Genomic DNA, 15,711 nt, shown 5'->3' on the forward strand with positions numbered 1-15,711 from the left:
TGATTTTATCTTTCTACAAATATGGTATCTCGCTGGATAATTTTTTTAACAACAATTACTTTTTGGGCAACTTCTTTTATTGAATCTTTTACAATAATTTTTTTTTCTTTTCTATGTATTTTAAATTCTTCTTGAGAAACAGACTGTGGACCAGAAATGCTTTCCTGAGAATTTGTAGGATTGTTTTCTGAGTTCTTTTCCGATTCACTATCTGCTGCTTTTAAGTTGTTCTTTTTTGTCGTGTTTTCAATCAGTGAATCATTGGTTTTTTCATTAAAAGAATCCGATGTTTCCGGTGACTTATCTTTCACGAAAAATATATTTTTAGAATTGAATACAAAAGCCGAAGCGGCGGCAATAATGATAATTACAGATCCCGCGATTATTTTCTTTTTTCCGTTTTGACCGGATGCGGAGAATGATGGTTTAGTGATCCTTTTATAATTTTCAGGGATTTCTAATTGCTTTGAAGGGGCAATAGTAAAGTCTGAAAATTTACCTTTGAAGGTTTGTGCCCATAATATTCCTCCAAATCCCAAAATGACAAGTAACTGAGCCATTTTCTTTTTATTCCGGGGCGTATTTTCATCAGAAACCGTATTCATCAAATAATTCTGAATCGTTTTTTTTGCCCGCAGCAAATGTGATTTCGAAGTATTGACAGAAATTCCCAAAAGAGTAGAAATTTCGGCATGAGAATGATTTTCAAGAAAATATAAATTGAAAACAGACTTGTGGTGGGAAGGCAGGCTGTCTATTGATGACAGAAGCTCTTCCCGCGTAAAATCATATATGAAAATGTGTTTTTTTTCTTCTGAAAAAGTAGGATTCATTTCTGAAAATGTATCTGGAATTTCTGATGGCTCAGTGGTAATAAAAACATCTTTGTTTTTGCGTAAGTACTGCAAAGCATTATTGACAACAATTTTTTTGAGCCAGCCAAATAAAGCTTTTTCATCCTTAAGCTGATGATGGTTTTGAATAGCTGCTATAAAACTGTCCTGCAATATATCCTCAGCAGTTTGAAGATCCTGTATATATCTGCGACAAATCCCCAAGAGTTTTGGGGAATATTCGCTGTATATTTTTTGCCAATTGTATGTTTGCATTAATCTACTTATAATAGCCTCCTTTCAAAACTGGTGAAAAACAAAAGGAGTTTTCATGGTTGTTATTTTGTATTAAGATGCAAAAAGAAGAAAAAGTTGCAGCTTAATATTATTTTTAATTCTGAACAGCAAATATAGCTTTAAGAATTTGTTTTGTTCCAACCGGTGCCGGAGGAAGATAATAGGTTTGTACATTATTAATATAAATTTTTCCACCTCTGTTCTGAAAATCAACAGCTCTCACAGAATACAGATTTTGATTAAGAATAAACATATCGTAGCACAATTCAAATTCGGGATCTACATTTATAGGATTAAGATTTCCGTTTTTATAATAACTCTGGTACTGCATAAGATAAACATCATTTCCGTCCAGAGTAATAGGTGTGTTAAGATTGGATATAGGCTGGTTTGGCGTGGTCTCAGTTCCTGTTATAATGTTTTTATAGGATACAATATAATTTTTGCGATAAGATATATACAGATTATTGGCATTTGAAACTAAATTTCCTATTAAATCACCATATTCATCAGCTATATTAATAACAGGATGAAAGGTCGTTCCTTCATAATATCCATCGTATACAAGACTATTAATAATTTTTCTTCCCGTATTATAAACCTGTGAATTGTAAACACAGACTGAACCTAAACTGGAGTATCCAAAATAATAATCTGGAAACGTATCCAATATTGTTTTTATTCCATTTTTCCAGTAACAGTATTCATACTTTTCATTTGGAGTGGCAGGAGAGGGATTTTCAACAACACCGGAAAAATAGATGTCATTATTATAAATATAGAAACCTTCTATTCGTGCATATAAACCGGCAGCAATATTCAGATATTGCCTGATGCCGAACCGCGTATTGTTTTTCCAGAAATAATTGAGTTCATTAGTGAACTGGCTATACCCGACGATATAAATATTATCATTTTCAACAATAATATCTGATGGAGTAATACCATCGCCGGAAGATAAATAAGTCTGTTGGTTATTTTTCCAGTAACAGGCTTTACTATTTTCAATGCCGGCAACATAAACATCAACCGAGTTGACATTTTTTTCCAGTGTTTCATCATCGTTTTGTGTACAGGAAGTTACAACACTCAATAAAAATACAATAGATAATAAAAATCTCATGGCTTTTCGGTTTTAAATAAATGTTTAATTTTTAACAACAAAAAGTGAGGTGAAAAATCCACCGTTGCCAATCGTTTGTGTCTGGATGTTGTTAATTAAGAAGTTGTAAGATTTTGGACCGCTCGTCGTTTCTTTGACGATAAAGATATTATCATCATAAGCTTTTAAAGTAGTGACAGTAGGATAGGTTTGATCTGAATTTAAAACCTGGACACTGTTTTTATAGTAATAATGTACTTTGTAATTTGTATACAGATTATTGTTGGACGGATCGGGCGTTATTTCCATTGTATTGGCAAAAGGTAATTCATAAGGTCCGATGAGCGTTTCTGTTTGGCTGGCAATATTAAACTGATACAGTTTTAAGTTTTTTTGATATAATATATAGACTCCGTTATTGCTGTGAACCATATTTCCTAAAGTATAAATCTCTGGAGCAATGGAATGAAATGTTGTATTTTGAAAATATCCGAAATTATATCCTGAAACGGGATCGTATTTGGAAGTTGAAACATATACCTGTGAATTGACAACATCAATTTTCGAATCCATGACAAAACTTTGCTTATGCAGACTTACTTTTACAGCATTTTTCCAATAACATAATTCATATCTTTCAGAAACAGGAGCATTGGGATTCTCAATATATCCTGAAAAATAAATGTCATTATTTTCTACTTTATAATCATGAATGTTTACGGTTACATTGTTGGGAATATTCAGATACTGGGCGATGTCATATCGTGTTCCGTTTTTCCAGAAATATTCGATGACTAAATAAAGTGCGGTGCTTGCAGTAGCATAGACGTTATTATTTTCAACGAAAATATTTCTTGCGATCAGATTATTTCCATTAGGCAGAACTGTTTTAACTCCATTTTTCCAATAACAGGCCTGAAGATTTTCGGACCCGGCTAAGTATACATCATACGAATTTGTTTTTTCCAGGGGGTCACCGTCATCCTGTTTACAGGAAATGAGGAAAATAAAAAGAAACGAAAAAGATAAAAAAAGAGTTCTCATGGTTGTTAGTTTCTTATAAGATGATAAAAAATAAAAAAGTTGCAGTAATTATATAAAAAAAGACCCAAAAATTTTGAGTCTTAATTATTTTGAGATTACATATAATCTTATTTTAAAAGAATATTATTTGTCATCGTGGTATGATTGATCAATTGTCCTTTTTCATCACGAATTTCAATTTCAGAAACATGCATTGATTTTCCTTTTCTGATAAAACGTGCTACAGCAGTTACCAATCCGTCTTTTTTACTTCTTAAATGATTTGAGTTGATATTGGTTCCTACACCATAATATTTATTACCGTCAATGAAAATATTAGACAGGCTTGAGCCCATTGTTTCTGCTAAAACGCAGCTTGCTCCACCATGTAAAATTCCAAAAGGCTGATGTACTTTTGGACCTACCGGCATGGTGGCTGTTAAGGTTTCATTTTCCTGATCTATGTCGATGAATTTTATTTCCAGTGTCTTCGCTAAAGTAACCTCGCCCCCCCAGCTGTTCAAAAATTGTAAGATCTCTTCCTTGTTTTTACCTTCTGTATACATATTTTTATAAGTAATAAATAATTTTGGTAACTTCTAACTTCTAACTTCTAACTTCTAACTTCTAACTTCAGAATCATTTCCCATAATATTCGGATTCCAGTTTTCCGGAATTTTAGGAACAATATCATTTTTAATATAATAGTTCTGAATTTCTTCCATAATTTCAGAAAAAGGAACCGAAGCTATTCTTTCATAAGGAATGGTATAGCCTAAATAAACGATATTTCTTTTAAAATCCCCGGCAGCCAGTACGATAGGAACTTTTGCTGCCAATGCCATATGATAAAAGCCTTTTCTCCATTTCGGAACCCAGCTTCTGGTACCTTCGGGTGTGATCACAAGGCTGAAATCTTCTTTAGCAAATTGCTGAGCTACAAAATTAACCAGGTCATTTTTCTGGCTTCTGTCGATGCCAATTCCTCCCAAACCTCTTACAGCGCTGCCATACCAAGCTTTGGTATGTGCATCTTTGATGATGATTTTTATCGGTTTTTCTAGTGACCAATAGGCAAGATTTCCCAAAATATATTCCATATTGTGAGTGTGGGGTGCTACTACAAGAATACACCTGTTTAGGCTACTGGCATCGCCCTGAAGAACGACTTTCCAACCTAAAATTTTCAGCATCAGTTTGCCTATTAGTTTTTTCATAAATTTAGAATTAAAAACAAAAAAGTATAACCAAACTATGGTTATACTTTACAAATATATTGAAATATTATCGCTCTTAAAACAAACCGCTGATTAAATCTACGATTTTCATTACTATTTCTAGTGCTAATTGTACCATTTGTTTATGTTTTTGATTTGGGTTATTAATTTTGTACGAAGATAATATAAATTTCTGATATACAGTGATTAAAATTTAATTTTTTGTGTGGTGAAGAGAGAAGAAGAGTGTGAATTTCAAACAATTGGCTATCCATCCACACCTTCTGCCACTCTCTGCAGTTTATTATTTGGTTTTTATGGAAATTTCGTTTTTATCTTCGTTTACTTTGATATCTACGTTACCATTTTTTATTTTTTTGATGCTTGACTTCATAGAGTCAATTACCTGATCAGCATGGTTCGCCGGAACTTTTTTTCCGTTGATGATGATGCTGTCTTCATCGTTGGAATTATACTCGATTGTTGAACCATTCACTGTGATTTTATTTTTTTCAATTTTGATATTTCCATTGTCGTCTCTCTCCTGATCATTATCATCAATGCCGTCTGCATTTAAATCTCCATTGAAGTTGATTCCGTCTTTTTTCACAGGGATTACGACTGTTTTTATAGGAACTACCAATTCATAATCTATACTGTAATCTCTGAATCTGTGTTCGTAAGGATATTTAATATAGTTAGGAAGAATTACTTTATTATTTATCACTTCTACCGGAATACTTACATTCAAGGGAAGGTTGTATCCTTTAGCTTCTTTTTTAATAACGAGATAAGGTGTTTTGATATCAGCTTTTCTTGTTACGTCTACATGAATCCAGTCTTTTTCGAAAACCGATATTTTATCAGAATAAAGATCATCATCGTATCCTGTAAAGTTCTGTGGAATCGTTATCTGCTTCACGTCGATGTATAAACTGTCAGAAGTAGTATTGATAGAAACTTCTTCAGTATCTTCTTTATGACCTTTCAGGAACATTTCTCTTTTGGCCATGCTTACTCCGAAATAAGATCCAAGACCAATCAGAATAATAAATAAAGCACCGATTACCCAGCCGATATTTCTCAGTTTTGTCTTAGGTGAGAATATTTTAATACTTAATAGACTGAAGATAATAGCAGGAATTAAAGATCCAATGATAATAATGGCTGACAAGATTTTGTCTAATCCGTTGTCATCAAAATAGAATTTGATTTCATTGGCTCCCGGAAAGTTGGAATCCATTCCGAAAAGTCCGAAAACTACAAATACTCCAACGATGCTGCTTACTGCCATTAAGGCCAAAATTCCCCCTACAATATATTTAAAAACATTCCAGATTCCGCTGCTTGCGTTATTGATATAAGGTTTGTTTTCGATGAATATCTCTCCGACTCTCTGAGTTGATTCGTTGGCAAATTGTACCAGTTTATTAGATTCACTCTTAAGATTGTCGAAGTTCATAGGCTTTCCCTTCATTTTCAGGAAATCTGCTGCCGTTTCTGCTTTTGGTAACACGATCCAAAGGATAATATAAAGCAATACGACAAGAGATGAAGAAATCGCTGCTGTGAAAATTCCAAGAACGAAAATTCCTAACCAGATGGCTCTCATTGCGGTAATATCCATTCCCACATAATGGGCCAATCCTGCACAAACACCTGCAATTTTTTGTCTTTCAGGATCGCGGAACAGCTGTTTTTTATCAGTATATTCAGTTCCTGAAGAATATGTTTTTTTAGTGTTTTTTTCAGAATAATAAGCTTCTTCCTGTTCTTCAATTTTTTCCGGAGAACCGATTTGTGCAATTACTCTTTCTACATCAGAATCATTGATTACTTCACGCTTTGCCATAGTATCTCTGAAGATTTCCACCATTCTGATTTCTATATCGTGCATTACCTCATCGGCTTCCGAAGCATCCAGAGAGCTTCTAAGAGCATTCAGGTAGTCGCTCAGCTTTATATATGCGTGTTCTTCTATGGTAAAAGAAAAACCTGCGAGTCCTATTGAGAGTGTTTTGTTCATAGCTTTGTTTTTTAATTCTTTTGTGTTATTTGGTTTACGGAATCTGTCAAATCATTCCAGGTATTTTGAAGTTCATTTAAAAACAGTTCACCTTTTTCTGTTATCTGGTAATATTTTCTTGGGGGTCCTCCTGTAGATTCTTCCCATCTGTAAGAGAGAAATTCTCCGTTTTTTAATCTTGTTAAAAGAGGGTAGAGAGTTCCTTCCACTACATCCAGTTTTCCTTTTTTCAGCTCATCGATTAAGTCGGAAACATACATTTCACGATGATTGATGAGACTTAAAATACAGAATTCCAGAATCCCTTTTCGCATTTGCGCTTTGGTATTTTCAGTATTCATCTTTAATAAGTTTTGTTAATTAGTTATATAATTTTCGAAGTTCGGATCCTAGCTAGCTGAGCCTATTTCGATTTTACATTACAAAGATATGTAATTAAAATGGTATTATGCAATACAAAGTAGTGTGAAATTTTAAATAAAATATTTAAATGATTGATTTTCAGTTATATAAATTTAGAATTGAGGTGGGCTTAGTTTTAGATTGGATGGAAATGAAGCTGAAAATTGTAAATTTTTGTACTTTTGATTGAAATTTTATTGATCAGTTTCAGTGAAATTCATTAAAAAAATAAAAACACGATTATAAAGATGAATCATAAACTTATATTTCCGATGATCCTTCTGGGGAATCTATATTTCTCTCAAAATCAATTTGAACTGAAAGAAGCCTCAAAGAATTATGATGTCAAAATAAATGTTGAACATTGTGAGGGGGAAGAATGTGGTGGAAAGGCAAGTATAGACTTATTAGATAAAAAAAACTCTAAGAAATTTCAGACCTTACGTTCAGATGATTTAAACTTTTATCTGAATAAAGATCAGATGCCCACAGCAAACATTATTCAGTTATACAATGAGCAAAGTCCGTTAATTTTTGATGACTTTAATTTTGACGGGACAGAAGATGTGGCCATCAGAAACGGTAGTGAAAGTGGCTATGGCGGACCGTCTTATGACGTTTATGTTTTTAACAGTACCAGAAAGCAATTTGTTCCCAGTGAGGAATTAACAGCACTTGCCCACGATAATCTGGGAATGTTCAATACAGATTCAGAAAGAAAAAGATTAATAACTTATTCGAAATCGGGATGCTGCTGGCATTTGACAACAGAATATACGGTGCTGCCACAAAGAGGTTTGTTCAAAGTATATGAACTGGAAGAAGATGCTACCGGTGGTGATAAAGTAAAAGTCACTAAAAAAGAATTTATTAATGATAAGTGGATTACAAATATTAAAACTTATCCAACAAGCGAATATTATAAAGAAAAATAAAAAATGAAAATACAGAAGGAGATTGATTTTATACTGGCAGTGGATGCCTTAAAAAATGTACAGCGAAGAAACTACAATGCAGATGATTCCCGAAGAGAAAATACGGCAGAGCATTCATGGCAGATTATTATTCTGGCACAGATTCTTTTTCCTTATGCGAAAAGCAGAGCAGATATCGATTTGTTAAGGGTAATCAGAATGCTTTCCATTCATGATTTGGTTGAAATTGAAGCTGGTGATACTTTCCTGTTTGATGAAGCTGCTATGATCGGAAAATTTGAACGTGAAAAAATTTCAGCCCAAAAGATTTTCGGAATTTTGGACGAACCGTTAAGAACAGATTTTTTTAATATGTGGCTTGAGTTTGAAGAAGAGCAGACTCCTGATGCTATTTTTGCATGCGCCATTGACAGAATTATGCCTTTTATTTTAAATGCTCATACTTCGGGGAAAAGCTGGACTGAAGCCGGAGTTACAGAAAAACAAATCAGAAATATGTTGGAAAATGCCATCAGCAGAGCTTCAGATGAAATGGGAGAGGCTTTCCAGTTATTACTGAATTTAAGCCTTGATTCTGAAAAGGTTTTGAGATAAATAGAAAACTAAATGCTAATGCCACGAATTAAACTATTCATTATTATTGCTGTTCTTTTTACCACAAAATCTTACGCTCAGAAAAATAGTGAAATTGCTGTTCCGTATCGGGATGGAAAACTTTGGGGACTGAGTGATACGTTAGGGGTAATTAAGGTAAAACCTTTTGCCGTTAAGTTTAAAAAGATGCTTTACAGCAGTATTGCACCAACTTCCAGATTTGTTTTTAAAACCAATAAAGGGTTTGTTGTTACAGATCATGCAGGAAAAATATTTTTATCGGATAAAGAAATTGTAGATTCTGTAAAAGTGGACGAGTATGAGAATGATTATGTTTATATCTTCAAGAAATCTAAAATGGGATTGGTACATCAAGGAACTAGAATTATTGACTGCCTTTATGATGATATATTTTTGTCTTTCAATGGAAGCTATGTCGTTAAAAAAGATAATAAAGCTGGTTTGATAAACAGTAAGGGAAAACTGCTGATTCCTGTAAAGTATGATAGAGTAATCCCATCTGCAGACAATGATTCTAAAGATTTTAAATGGACTGCCATTGACGGAACGAAGCAAACAGCTTTTCAGGATATAGATATTTATGGTTTGGGAAGCCCCGGTCCACCAAGTGCTTCCGGTACTTCGAGAAGCTATACTATTGGTGGGAAAAACACGGTGAAATCAAATATTGATGTAGACAGTCTGATTAAAGTTCTGAATAAAAAGTATGATTTTGTAAGTACTTCATATAAAAGAAATGGAATAATACCTGTTGAAAAAGGCAAAAAGGTAGGTGCCTACAGTTCTGTTGACGGTAAAATAATCTCAGAGCCTGTTTATGATGAAATGACTTTTTTTTCCAATGATACAGGGGGTATTGCTATGAAGGTAAAAAGGGACGGGAAATTTGGTGTCATCAATAACAGCGGAAAGGTTAAAGCCGAAGTTATCTATGATGATATCTATTTTGATGAAAAAAATAAAGTCTATGTCCTACAAAAAGATAATAAAAAAGGAATTATTGTTTTCAGTACGATTTACGATATTATTCCGCCTAAATATAAAGAGGTGAGAGGTGTAGAATCAATAAGGGTAAGTGATCGTTGGAATTTCGGACTTTTTGAAGTGACCACCTCAGATAATAAGAAAGGTTTTGTAGGTGAAAACGGTGTGGAGTTTTTTAAAAACTAATATAAAAAAAGGTTTCGGCGGGCTTTGCCCGCCGAAACCTTTTTATTGAAGATATTTGGACTCCGGCGACCAAAGGTCGCCGGAGCTTTTTTATAAAATCTGAATAGGTTTTTTTAATTCGTCAATAGCCACAAAAGTAAAATCACCTACAATAGCTCTTTCTCTTTCATAAGAATACATTTGTTCGGTGTAGATTTCTACATTTACTTTCATACTCGTTTTTCCGACATGGGATACTTTTCCGATAAGCTCAACGATCGTCCCGGCAGGAATTGGTCTTTTAAAATCTATTTTATCGCTGCTCACGGTTACCACTCTTTTTCTTGCAAATCGGGTCGCAGTTATAAATGCCACTTCATCCATCAGCTGCATCGCGGTACCTCCGAAAAGAGTATCATAATGATTGGTTGTGTTTGGAAAAACGGCCTTAAAAATTCGGGTTTCGGATGCTTCAATTCTTTCTTCTGTAGTCATATTTCATTATAATTAATGCAAAATGAACTTTATTAAAACAACAGAATAAGATCAGGAACAGAAATTCCTGAAACATCTATCAGATCAATAAACTTCAAATCGCGAAAGTTTTTTGTTTAAAGAAAAAGGCAGGTCTCCTGACTTGTAACATCTTCATCTCCTTCCCATCTCGCTTGACGAAACAGTGGACTTATGATAAAGACTTTAGTTACTTACAGTTGCGCGACAGTTCGTGATTTTCACACGATTCCCTTTTAATCTGCAGTTAAGCAGAACCATTTTCCAAAAAGCATTTTCTATTGACTCTTAAGCCAAAAGCAATTGCTTTTCGGTTGCAAAAATAAGGATAATATGGAACAAAAGAGAATTATTCCGGATTTTTATAAATGATCTGGCTTTCTACACGGCCTTGTTTTATCGTCCAGATGGTGGTATATCTGTTTTCGCCGGATCCATTAGTCATATAAAGAAAAATATGATCGTTGTCGATCGCTGTTACCCCAACATTGTTAAAATCCATTGATGGCTGAAACATATTCTTGATGGCATCTCTTACAAATACAGACCCTCTTCCGGGCTGCTGTACACGTACAGATTTGATCTCGGTTAAATCTTCAGGAAGCTCTTTACCAATTCCCCAGGGTTTCACTTTATCCAGTTTAATGATATTTCCGTCGGCGTCTTTTTCCTGTTTTTTAATTTTTGCATATGAAGGATAAACATCAATAATGACTTTTGTTCTCTGGTTTCCAGGAATTTTTGGATTGGTATCATCCGTAAAAATGAGTGATTTCCCGTTTTTAGACTTTGTTGGAGTGAAAGGTGGCAGTTTATCTACCAAAACAACACGGTTTTTATTCACCATTCCTTCTTTGGTAATGCTGTCGTATCTTACGAAAGGTTTTTCGGTATCTTCCTTTTCAGGATATTTGATCCAGATCCACTCTGTTTCTCCGGGAGCAGGTTTTACATAAACAAAAACATCACCGGTTTTCATACGGATCTTATCTACAATTTTTCGGTAATTATCTTTATGAACACGCACCATCGCATATCCTTCTTCGGCTTTCACAACACCAAAAGGAACTTTATTTTGCCCTTTTGCAAAACCCAAAGAAAAAAGACTGAAAACTGATAAATAAAATGCTTTGTTTACGGAAATCATCATGAAAAATTTTTCGATCTTCAAATATATAAATTAAATGCTTTTCGGAAGATAATTATACTGTTGCAATTCCTTTAAATCTTTAATTTGTTTTAAATAAGTATTGGAGAGTAAATAAATATCATCTGAAATGCCCAGGACTTCCTGATAGCGGTGATCAGAAATGATAATTCCTTTTTCTTTTGACTGTTCTTGAATGTGTTTTTGAATTTCCTGCGTCATCTTGGGAGACAAAGCGTTGAAAGGTTCATCAAGCAAAATAAACTTTGCATCCGAATAAATAATTAAAAGTGCTTCAATAATCTTTTTTTCGCCACCCGAAAGATTTCTTGAGTATTCATTAATAAATGGTTTAATAATGCTTAGCTGTAGAAGTTTTTCTGTATTTTCCTTATTACAGAAAAGATAAATCAGGTTTTTAATCTTAACTCCTTTTGGAATAAATGAGTACTGAGGCAAGTAAGCTATTTTTCCCTTTCTGTCCATTTGATGCTGAAGGACTTTATCATTGATCCGTATAAACTGAGAATCACCTTTTACGGTTCCGAAAATCATTTTCAAAAGAGTAGATTTCCCGGCTCCGTTCCTTCCTAACAGTCCAACAATTTTCCCCGTATCACAGCTTAAATAAATATCTTGTAAAATTTTTTTATCACCAAATGATTTGCTGATACTGTCGACATGTAACCTGTTCATAAAAACTTTGTGATCATATTTACAATTAAACTTAATGAAAAGGTGAACCCCCAGAGAAAAAACCTTGAAAATCCAAAATTTGCAAAAAAATAATATTCTTCTTTTAGCCTTAATTCATAAATTAAATAATGAAATGAGGGAAAAAATATAAGAAAACACAATCCGAAATGATGTGCGTTAAAGCCCAGTTGTGCTGACATCAAAAGAGAAAATATAATGGTCGGAATTAATAGTTTTAAATAAAAAATCCATAAAACCTTAAGATTTTTGATCATGTTTCAAATATAATAAGAATAAAAATTTATAAGATTGCATTCATAATATGATTTTTAATTAATAAAAAATAAAACTAATATAGAATTTTTGTTTTATTTTTAAACAGAAACTTTAAAACCATGTTTATATGACAAAAAATCTATTTTATCTATTCTTTTGTTTATTAGGAATAACTTCTTATCAAAGTAAAGATCTGAAAGTAAATAATCTGAAACCTGTATTCTGTGATACCAATGCACCCACTAATGTAGGCATGTCAAATATTACGCTTACTTCTGCTGTTGTTTCATGGAATTATGATGTAAATACACCCAATTATGTGGTCAGATTCAGACCGCAGGGAATTTCAGCCGCGTGGAGCACAGTAGCAGTGTCTAATATCTCTAGTGTCAGCCTTACGGGATTAACGCCATGTAATTCCTATGAAGTGCAGGTCGCAAAAATCTGTACAGTGCAGGGCACCTGGTCAGAAATTATTGTATTTTCTACGTACCTGAATTATTGTGCTTCTGCTTCAGTAGATTCCGGGGTGGCTCATATTTCAAATGTTACCATGACGCCTTCAGGAGGCCTTCCTCAGATGGTCAGTAATTCCGGAACTTCAAATTATACGGATTACCGTCCTGACCCAAGCCGTAAAGTTCAGTTGCTGGTAGGAAGTACAGGCAATTCGATTTCTGTTACCAAAACATGGTCGGGAACTCCAGGTGCAGTTTCTGTTCGGGCGTGGATTGATTTTAATGGAGACGGTATTTTTCAGGCATCAGAAATGATGTTGTCTTCAAACTCCAATAGTTTATCAACGGTTGCATCTATGTTCAATGTTCCTGTATCTGCTTTTCAGACGGGGCAAAATTGTGGGGTAGCGATGAGGGTGATTATCAGTGAAACCTACACCAGTCCTGTTTGTGGAACTTTTACTTACGGAGAGGTTGAGGATTATGGAGTGTATCTGCTTACATCAGGAAATCTTGCTGTTAATGAAGCTAATAAGAATAAAGAAGGAATCTTATATCCAAATCCGGCATCCGATGTTTTAAATATTTCCGGAATTTTGGGGAATGAATTCGAAATTTATAATACAGCAGGACAAAAAGTAAGTGAGGGGAAAATTTCAGAGAATAAGGTAAGTCTTCATCATCTTGAAAAAGGAGTTTACTTCATTCAGATTAAAGATCGAGGAAATACAACGCGGCTTAAATTCATTAAGCAATAAGAAAAATAAAAGAGAGTGTTCAGTAATGAGCACTCTCTTTGTAATTTATAGACGGGAAACTATTTTTTAATTTCTCAAATTATTTTATTTTCAAATTAAATTCTTTCCAGTTCGTCTGCGTCAATTGTTGTTTTAAAAGTACCGTAGTTTACAATCACTTTATTTCTGGAAATCTTTTCAATCGTTCCCACGCTTGTGCTTCCTGTAATACGTACACGTTGTCCGACTTTCATCCAGACTGCGCGGTCTGTTTTACGCTTTTCTTCAATCTTTTCGTTGGTTTCTGTGATTTTTTCAATCACTTCTTCTTTTTTCAGCTGCTGGGTAATTTTTCTTTTTACTACCTGAAGCCTCTTGCTTTCATCCTTATCTGCTCCGATTTTCCTAAACTTTTCCTGTTCCAGAATCTTCACAAAATCTTTCACCACATCTTTTCTTGATTTTCCCTTTACATAACTGTCGATAAAGGTTTCAATCTTATTTCCAAACTGAAGCTTACGATGTTCTTCTTCGTATAATTTCTGGAAGTTAAACAACTTTTGCTGAAGCTGCTCATTCAGTTTTTGCAGATTATCACGTTTATCTTCTACAGATTCTTTTCTTTCGGCAAGGTCGGTCTTCAGTTTTTCAACTTCATATTTTTCCTGCTGAAGTTTTACAATGGTTTTATCAAGGTTTACAATGTCATGCTCCACTTTTTTCTTGGCAGAATGAATGATAAATCTTGGGATTTTATTCTTTTCGGCAACCTCAAACGTAAATGAACTTCCGGCTTGTCCGACTTCCAGTTTGTACATCGGTTCCAGCGTTTCCTCATTAAAAAGCATCGCTGCATTTTCGGCATTCGGAAGCTGTTCCACCACAAGTTTAATATTGGTGTAGTGAGTGGTAATGATGGCAAAACTCTTTTTATCATAGAAAAACTCAAGGAAACTTTCTGCCAGAGCACCACCCAGCTCAGGATCTGAACCGGTCCCGAATTCGTCAATCAATAAAAGCGTATTGGAATCAGATTCGCGGATGATCCCCGACATTTTTTTCAACCTTGAAGAATACGTCGACAGATGATTTTCAATAGATTGATTATCCCCGATATCCGTCATGATTTTATCAAAGAAAAACATCTCAGATTTCGGGTGGGTAGGGACCAGTATTCCAGTCTGGATCATCAGCTGAAGCAATCCGACTGTTTTCAGCGTGATGGATTTTCCACCTGCGTTTGGTCCGGAAATACAGATAATCCTGTTTTGTTCTGTTAAGGCTAATGTCTGTGGGAAAATCGTTTTGTTTTCCGCTTTATTTCTCAGCCATAACAAAGGATGGAAGGCTTCTCTTAATTTTAACGTTCTGTGACGGTTGATTTTCGGTAAAACTCCGTTGATCAGTTCTGCAAATTTGGCTTTAGCCCTCGTTAAATCAAGATCAAAAATATACACCTGATATCTCCAGAGCTGAGGCTGAAATTCTGCCAGTTCTGCGGTTAATTTTCTCAGAATCTTGTCAATTTCTTTTTTCTCTTCCTCTTCGCTTTCCTTTAATTTGAAGTAGTGCTTAACAACGCTGTCTGGCTGCATATAGGTAATGGAACCTGTTTTTGAAAGTCCCAGAACTCTTCCTGCCACTCTTTTTTTATATGCCGATTTTACGGCAAGCACTCTTTGGTCATCAATAATCGTTTCGCGAATATCATCCAGAAAATCACTCTGTCCATAGTTGAATAAAGCTTTGTTGAAATTTTCCTGAATCGCTTTTCTGGCCATCTGAATTTCTGCTCGTAATGCCTTTAAAATCGGGGAAGCCTCACTTTTCACTTCACCAAAACGGTTAAAGACTTTATCTACTTTATCAATAATTTCTTTTCTGAATTCCAATACTGAAACATCCTGAATCAGGGTAGGGAAGGTTTCAGGCATGGTTGGGAAGAACTTCTGAAGTTTTCCTATCTGTTCCGTGATGGTTTTGATTTTGATGAAAGCGCTGTTTTCAAGACGGTAATTCTCAATAAGCATAAGCTTCAGCTCACTTTCAATATCTTCATATTCATCAAACGGAATCGCATTTGAACTTTCAAAACTCGATAAATATTCGGAGGTTTTTTTCAAAGAAAGTTCTGCCTCGTCAATTTCCATCGGACGAAGGTGAAGAATTTTTTCTCTCGTTTTCGGAGAATACGCAAAAGGAGAAATTTCCGCGAGCAATTGCGGAAACTCTAATTCGTTTAAATCTTCTTTATTTATATACACACTGCAAATTTAGTGAGAAAA

The 15,711-nt window shown here is 34.4% G+C and carries 15 protein-coding genes and 1 riboswitch; of the genes, 4 read left to right on the forward strand and 11 right to left on the reverse strand.

The genetic code is table 11. From position 1 onward, the window contains the following. Nucleotides 1-5 precede the first annotated feature (5 nt). The 7 genes from M2373_RS20255 to M2373_RS20285 all read right to left on the reverse strand — a co-directional run bounded on the left by M2373_RS20255 (nt 6) and on the right by M2373_RS20285 (nt 6,839). Nucleotides 6-1,109: an RNA polymerase sigma factor gene (locus M2373_RS20255; RefSeq protein WP_259113079.1), complete on the reverse strand. Its 1,104-nt coding sequence runs from the start codon at nt 1,107-1,109 to the stop codon at nt 6-8. A 115-nt stretch (nt 1,110-1,224) separates the two neighbouring features. Further along, a complete protein-coding gene (locus M2373_RS20260; protein WP_259113080.1) occupies nt 1,225-2,253 on the reverse strand; it encodes a hypothetical protein in 1,029 nt (342 codons plus the stop codon). Between the two features lie 24 nt (nt 2,254-2,277). After that, on the reverse strand, nt 2,278-3,276 hold the full coding sequence (locus M2373_RS20265; protein ID WP_259113081.1) for a hypothetical protein: 999 nt from the start codon (nt 3,274-3,276) through the stop codon (nt 2,278-2,280). 107 nt (nt 3,277-3,383) lie between these two features. Next, the gene (locus tag M2373_RS20270; protein WP_259113082.1) at nt 3,384-3,821 is read right to left on the reverse strand and encodes a PaaI family thioesterase; all 438 of its coding nucleotides are present in this window, start codon (nt 3,819-3,821) and stop codon (nt 3,384-3,386) included. 54 nt (nt 3,822-3,875) lie between these two features. Then, complete coding sequence (locus tag M2373_RS20275; protein WP_259113083.1) at nt 3,876-4,472, reverse strand: 1-acyl-sn-glycerol-3-phosphate acyltransferase; 597 nt, start codon at nt 4,470-4,472, stop codon at nt 3,876-3,878. A gap of 304 nt (nt 4,473-4,776) precedes the next feature. Then, complete coding sequence (locus tag M2373_RS20280) at nt 4,777-6,498, reverse strand: PspC domain-containing protein (RefSeq protein WP_259113084.1); 1,722 nt, start codon at nt 6,496-6,498, stop codon at nt 4,777-4,779. Between the two features lie 11 nt (nt 6,499-6,509). Next, the gene (locus tag M2373_RS20285) at nt 6,510-6,839 is read right to left on the reverse strand and encodes a PadR family transcriptional regulator (RefSeq protein ID WP_259113085.1); all 330 of its coding nucleotides are present in this window, start codon (nt 6,837-6,839) and stop codon (nt 6,510-6,512) included. Between the two features lie 309 nt (nt 6,840-7,148). On the opposite strand from M2373_RS20285, the gene M2373_RS20290 reads away from it, so the two are divergent. The 3 genes from M2373_RS20290 to M2373_RS20300 are packed head-to-tail and all read left to right on the forward strand — an operon-like array spanning nt 7,149 to nt 9,620. Further along, nucleotides 7,149-7,835: an XAC2610-related protein gene (locus M2373_RS20290; RefSeq protein ID WP_259113086.1), complete on the forward strand. Its 687-nt coding sequence runs from the start codon at nt 7,149-7,151 to the stop codon at nt 7,833-7,835. Nucleotides 7,836-7,838: 3 nt separating this feature from the next. Further along, complete coding sequence (locus M2373_RS20295) at nt 7,839-8,429, forward strand: HD family hydrolase (protein ID WP_259113087.1); 591 nt, start codon at nt 7,839-7,841, stop codon at nt 8,427-8,429. 18 nt (nt 8,430-8,447) lie between these two features. Next, nucleotides 8,448-9,620 carry a WG repeat-containing protein gene (locus M2373_RS20300; protein ID WP_259113088.1) on the forward strand — a complete coding sequence of 391 codons (1,173 nt, stop codon included), beginning with the start codon at nt 8,448-8,450 and terminating at the stop codon, nt 9,618-9,620. 90 nt (nt 9,621-9,710) lie between these two features. Here M2373_RS20300 and M2373_RS20305 read toward each other — a convergent pair whose 3' ends face one another. The 3 genes from M2373_RS20305 to M2373_RS20315 all read right to left on the reverse strand — a co-directional run bounded on the left by M2373_RS20305 (nt 9,711) and on the right by M2373_RS20315 (nt 11,955). Continuing rightward, nucleotides 9,711-10,094 carry an acyl-CoA thioesterase gene (locus M2373_RS20305; RefSeq protein WP_259113089.1) on the reverse strand — a complete coding sequence of 128 codons (384 nt, stop codon included), beginning with the start codon at nt 10,092-10,094 and terminating at the stop codon, nt 9,711-9,713. Between the two features lie 109 nt (nt 10,095-10,203). Then, nucleotides 10,204-10,389, reverse strand: a riboswitch (cobalamin riboswitch). A 72-nt stretch (nt 10,390-10,461) separates the two neighbouring features. Further along, nucleotides 10,462-11,262, reverse strand: a complete 801-nt coding sequence (locus M2373_RS20310) for a hypothetical protein (RefSeq protein ID WP_259113090.1) — start codon at nt 11,260-11,262, stop codon at nt 10,462-10,464. A gap of 30 nt (nt 11,263-11,292) precedes the next feature. Continuing rightward, nucleotides 11,293-11,955 (reverse strand): ATP-binding cassette domain-containing protein, encoded by a 663-nt coding sequence (locus M2373_RS20315; protein WP_259113091.1) that lies wholly within the window; start codon nt 11,953-11,955, stop codon nt 11,293-11,295. A gap of 403 nt (nt 11,956-12,358) precedes the next feature. Between M2373_RS20315 and M2373_RS20320 the strand changes: the two genes are divergently transcribed. Beyond that, complete coding sequence (locus tag M2373_RS20320) at nt 12,359-13,447, forward strand: GEVED domain-containing protein (protein ID WP_259113092.1); 1,089 nt, start codon at nt 12,359-12,361, stop codon at nt 13,445-13,447. A gap of 95 nt (nt 13,448-13,542) precedes the next feature. On the opposite strand, the gene M2373_RS20325 is transcribed toward M2373_RS20320, so the two are convergent. After that, the gene (locus M2373_RS20325; protein ID WP_259113093.1) at nt 13,543-15,690 is read right to left on the reverse strand and encodes an endonuclease MutS2; all 2,148 of its coding nucleotides are present in this window, start codon (nt 15,688-15,690) and stop codon (nt 13,543-13,545) included. Between the last annotated feature and the right edge of the window lie 21 nt (nt 15,691-15,711).

It is taken from the genome of Chryseobacterium sp. JUb7, from assembly GCF_024806495.1.
Taxonomy (GTDB): Bacteria; Bacteroidota; Bacteroidia; order Flavobacteriales; family Weeksellaceae; genus Chryseobacterium.

Coding starts and splice junctions, on each gene's coding strand:
- M2373_RS20275 (WP_259113083.1), bottom strand. CDS start 4,472: ATGAAAAAACTAATAGGCAAACTGATGCTGAAAATTTTAGGTTGGAAA.
- M2373_RS20315 (WP_259113091.1), bottom strand. CDS start 11,955: ATGAACAGGTTACATGTCGACAGTATCAGCAAATCATTTGGTGATAAA.
- M2373_RS20305 (WP_259113089.1), bottom strand. CDS start 10,094: ATGACTACAGAAGAAAGAATTGAAGCATCCGAAACCCGAATTTTTAAG.
- M2373_RS20300 (WP_259113088.1), top strand. CDS start 8,448: ATGCCACGAATTAAACTATTCATTATTATTGCTGTTCTTTTTACCACA.
- M2373_RS20280 (WP_259113084.1), bottom strand. CDS start 6,498: ATGAACAAAACACTCTCAATAGGACTCGCAGGTTTTTCTTTTACCATA.
- M2373_RS20285 (WP_259113085.1), bottom strand. CDS start 6,839: ATGAATACTGAAAATACCAAAGCGCAAATGCGAAAAGGGATTCTGGAA.
- M2373_RS20260 (WP_259113080.1), bottom strand. CDS start 2,253: ATGAGATTTTTATTATCTATTGTATTTTTATTGAGTGTTGTAACTTCC.
- M2373_RS20270 (WP_259113082.1), bottom strand. CDS start 3,821: ATGTATACAGAAGGTAAAAACAAGGAAGAGATCTTACAATTTTTGAAC.
- M2373_RS20310 (WP_259113090.1), bottom strand. CDS start 11,262: ATGATGATTTCCGTAAACAAAGCATTTTATTTATCAGTTTTCAGTCTT.
- M2373_RS20290 (WP_259113086.1), top strand. CDS start 7,149: ATGAATCATAAACTTATATTTCCGATGATCCTTCTGGGGAATCTATAT.
- M2373_RS20265 (WP_259113081.1), bottom strand. CDS start 3,276: ATGAGAACTCTTTTTTTATCTTTTTCGTTTCTTTTTATTTTCCTCATT.
- M2373_RS20295 (WP_259113087.1), top strand. CDS start 7,839: ATGAAAATACAGAAGGAGATTGATTTTATACTGGCAGTGGATGCCTTA.
- M2373_RS20255 (WP_259113079.1), bottom strand. CDS start 1,109: ATGCAAACATACAATTGGCAAAAAATATACAGCGAATATTCCCCAAAA.
- M2373_RS20320 (WP_259113092.1), top strand. CDS start 12,359: ATGACAAAAAATCTATTTTATCTATTCTTTTGTTTATTAGGAATAACT.